This is a genomic window from Methanobrevibacter oralis (genome assembly GCF_001639275.1).
In the GTDB taxonomy this organism is placed as follows: domain Archaea; phylum Methanobacteriota; class Methanobacteria; order Methanobacteriales; family Methanobacteriaceae; genus Methanocatella; species Methanocatella oralis.
Map to the genome: position 1 here is coordinate 1 of NZ_LWMU01000104.1, position 4,464 is coordinate 4,464.

Below are 4,464 nucleotides of genomic sequence, written 5' to 3' on the forward strand. Positions count from 1 at the left end.
ATTAAATGGAACAAGTACAATCAAATTTAACAGAAATATAACGATGAAAATGCCTGTTAATTACCAAGTAAGTGCAGATAATGACTATTCAACAGATGAAAAACACAGAATATCTTGAAAAAACATGGACCTTGACGGTTACATATCCTCACGAAAACTCTCAAGAAAAAAGAAAAAAAAATAGTATAATAATTGTCCGAAAAAAAAACCATTTTTCCAAAGATTAATTATCAACTATGATCACGAAATAATGACCTATATCTTCCCCCCATTGGTCAACCACTATAGAAAAAAAAGCGAATACCAATACAAAAACAAAACAAGAATCACACATTGGACCAAAGAATGCAAAAACTGCCCAGTACAAGAATATTGCAGTAAAAACACAACGATACAGAATAATCAGTGACTATGGAAAAATTTCAAAAATAAAAATGCAAAGAAAAATAGAAAACCACAGAAGCCCCAAAAAAAATCTACAAAAATACGCTCAAAAAAACAGCAGGAACTACCATTTGCAAACATGAAACAAAACATGCACCTAACAGAATTCACAACAACAGGCTTAAAAAAAGTAAATACAGAGTTTAAACTATACACAATAGGACACAACTTAAAAAAGAATATACAACGAGATAAACAATAGAAACAACTGAAAAATAAAATTATTGCAAAAAATTTTTAAAATAAAAAATTCTATGAAAAATTAAAAAATTTCATGTCCCATCCTGAAAATGCAAAAAAAAATGCCAAAATAAAAATTCTCAAAAAAAATCAAAAATAAGAGTTTTAAAAAGAGTATGAGTAAAACAAAGAATAATTGAATATTAAAATAAGAAAAATTATTAAATTAAAGATTTATTGACAAATCCCATACTAAAATAATGAAAACACAATTCTAATATCAAAAAAATAATGTCGATGTGAAATTTCAAGTGAAAAAATATAGAATCTCAACAAAGTCATTAACTACTATTTCCTAAAAAAATATCATCGAAGTGCAATTTCAAGTGTAAAAAAGCACTCCGAATTCCAAATATTCAATCCAAAATTTCAAAATCAAATTATTGGACAGTCTCAAAAGGTAATCTTTTTTTTAATATTTGCGTTTGATTAATGGGATTATTGCTAATACTATTAATAGTGCTAATATTGGATTACCTGTAGTTTTTTCAACATTATGTTCTTTTACAATAGGATCTTTAGGATTTTTAGGATCTTTAGGATTTTTAGGAGTTTTATTATTACTTTCATTTTTGTGTTTTTTTACAACTTGTGTAGTGTTGTTAACAGTTTTGTTTCCTGTTTCGTTACTGCCTGCCATTATAATATTGGTGAAGTTTCCAGTTTTTGTTGTTTTAAAGAAGATTGTGAAATTTGCGGATTCACCTACATTTAAAATTTTGTTGTAAATAAATTTGTTTCCTATTTTTGTCCATTTTGATCCTTTAAAGGAATCATATTTAAGTCCTTTGTAATTTTTTTCGATTATGAATATTTTGGTTAGTTTGTAGTCTCCGGTGTTGCGTACAACGATTGTAAAACTACATTTTTGTCCTACAGTTACGATTTGGGTGTTGGATAATTTAATAACACTTAGTTTAGGAGTGAATACTTTGGTTGTGTTGTTTGTAGTGCTGTTTGGTGTTTCGTTGGAACCTACGACTACTATGTTTGTGAAGTTACCTGTTTTTATTGTTTTAAATTTAACAATGAAACTGGCTGATTCTCCTATGTCTAAGATTTTGTTGTAAATAAATTTGTTTCCTGATTTTGTCCAATCAGCTCCAATAAAGGAATCATATTTGAGGCCATCATATTTAGTCTCATAAACAAAAACACCGTTTAGTTTACAGTCTCCTGTGTTGGTGACTTTGATTGTGAAGCCTACATAATCGCCAGCAAAAACAATGGGATTATTGGTTAATTTAATTACTTTAATATTAGGTTTATAAACTGTTGTGTTGTTTGTACTGTTGGATAATGTGATATTGTCAAATCCAGAGCTAACGTTGTTTATTAAAGTTCCATTTTGCACAGCTTTGAATAATAGGATTATAGATACGCTTTGACCAGCTTTTAATGGGTTGTTTAAAATCCATTTTTTATGTGTTGCATCATAAGTCCAATTGCCCACAACATTTTTCCAACCATAATAGACAAGACCATTACTATAATCATTATCTTGTATAAAAGCATTGTTAATACTTTCATTGCCTGTATTTTTTAGTGTTATTTTAAATTCGACAATTTGGTTGATTAATACACTTTGGTTTAATGTTTCTTTTGTAAGGTTTTCTGTGATATTAAGGGATCTGAATTTAAATAATACTAAATTTTGCCATAATGATGGTGTGATTAATGATGAGAAATCATAAAAGATTATTGATCTGTTATCTAAAAGTTTAGAAGCATTTTTATTAGGAACTCTCATTCCAGACTCATATAATGCTAAAACTTTTTTAACAATTGTGTTGTTGGAATTTCTAAAATTACCATCAGTAAATTCCCAAACAGCATTATTTAAACCAGTGCCATTTAAGTCTTGTTCTTTGTTTACAAAAGTATAAATCAATATTTTAAGATATTCACTAACATCTTCACCACTAAGACTATTTCTTAATAATCTAAGACCATCATCACGAATACCATTTAAAGCCTCACCTAAAAATCTTTCAGTACATAATCCATAAAAACCATTAATTACAGTGAAATAATTGTAGTCATAATTGTTAATAACTTCTAATTTTTTATTTAAGAATTTTTTTACAACATCACTAGAATCAATATTACAATTTTCTAATGTTACATTATTAATTGCATATATTGATTTGCCTTCTTCTTTAGCAGAGTTATCTTCAAATGTAGAATCAATAATAGTTGAATTAATTACATAAATAGCTCCTCCAAAGATAGCAGAGTTATTTTTAAATGTTGAATTTATTATCATTACATTAGCAACACTTATTGCTCCACCATAAATCTTAGCAAAATTATTTTTAAAAACAGAATTAGAAATAGTATTATTTTTTAAATCCATATCTGTGTCATCAATTGCTCCACCACAATATTTAGTGGCAGAATTATTAATAAACTGACAATTATCCACCAATGTATTATTAGAAGCTAAACAAATAGCTCCAGCATTATAAGCAGTATTATTAGTAAAATTACTATTTAAAATAGAATTTTTGATATTATTAGCATTACTCGGACAATAAACAGCTCCACCAGAACCATTTGCATTATTATTTTTAAAAGAGGAATTTATAATATTACCTTCCTTACAATGGAAGAATACAGCTCCACCAGAACCATTTGCATTATTATTTTTAAAAGAGGAATTTATAATATTACCTTCATCACTTTGGAAAGATATGGCTCCTCCCCAATGAATTGCATAATTATCATTAAAAGAAGAATTTACAATAGTAACAGTTTCATCATTAACAAAAATAGCTCCACCATATTCTGCATTATTATAAATAAATATAGAATCTTCTAAAATTCCATTTGAATCAAAATAAATAGCACCACCCCTAGGGGCATTATTTTTTTTAAATGTGGAATTTTTAATTCTAAAATTATTATTAGCTGTATAAATAGCTCCACCATGACCTGCAGTATTATTAATAAAGACGCAATTAGAAATTATTCCACGATCCCAGCCTAAATATATTGCACCACCATAAGCATCATCAGCTTTATTGTTTTTAAAGTAACAATTTTTTATTTCTATATCATCTGATAATGAGTAGATAGCAGCTCCACTTTCATCAGAATACCCATTAATAAAAGTTATATTATCTAAAACAACATGAGAAAGACCAAAACCCTTTATTTTTAAAATAGCTGATTGATTATTTCCATTTAATGTAAAATTATTACCAAGTATAGTTAATTTCTTATTAATTGTTATTGGATTAGAGTCTGTTAAATTATTATAAACATAATCTTTATCCAAAGTTATAGTAGATCCAGCTGATGCATTATTGATAATTGTTTGTAAATCAGTGAAAGAACCTGGAGTTCCTCTATCACCAACTAGATCATTTAAATCATTAGAATATGAAAGAACATCCGAATCATTTAATGCTACTCCTTGAACTGCATCAGTTGAATCATCAACTGCAGAAATAGCCGATATAGACATTAATAAAATAATAAATAAAAATAACAATTTACCCATATTTTTAAATAACATATTCTTTTTCACCTCACTCATTTTTTTATATGTAGTTAAAAAATTACTACTAATTAATATTAATTAAAGTAATATATTTTTAACTATATTATAATATCAATAACACATATATTTAAAAGTTTTGAATTCCTGACATTCCTAGAAACTTAAGAATTTTTAGCTGAAAATTTTTATTATATCTTTTCATATTATAATAGTGTTATTAATTAGTTCTTAGATGGCACTTTCAAAAACTTAAGTGATAAATTATTTTTTGATTA

At 26.7% G+C, this 4,464-nt stretch carries 2 protein-coding genes; one reads left to right on the top strand and one right to left on the bottom strand.

Annotated features, from left to right (window positions below):
* Positions 1–484: 484 nt before the first annotated feature.
* Positions 485–646: a transposase gene (locus MBORA_RS10700; RefSeq protein WP_232817547.1), complete on the top strand. Its 162-nt coding sequence runs from the start codon at positions 485–487 to the stop codon at positions 644–646.
* A gap of 450 nt (positions 647–1,096) precedes the next feature.
* Here MBORA_RS10700 and MBORA_RS08785 read toward each other — a convergent pair whose 3' ends face one another.
* Entirely contained in the window at positions 1,097–4,204 is a 3,108-nt protein-coding gene (locus MBORA_RS08785; protein WP_063720557.1) for a right-handed parallel beta-helix repeat-containing protein, read from the bottom strand.
* Positions 4,205–4,464: the final 260 nt, after the last annotated feature.

Excerpts from the sequence above, each read along its gene's own strand:
- MBORA_RS08785 (WP_063720557.1), bottom strand. The coding sequence starts at position 4,204 with ATGTTATTTAAAAATATGGGTAAATTGTTATTTTTATTTATTATTTTA.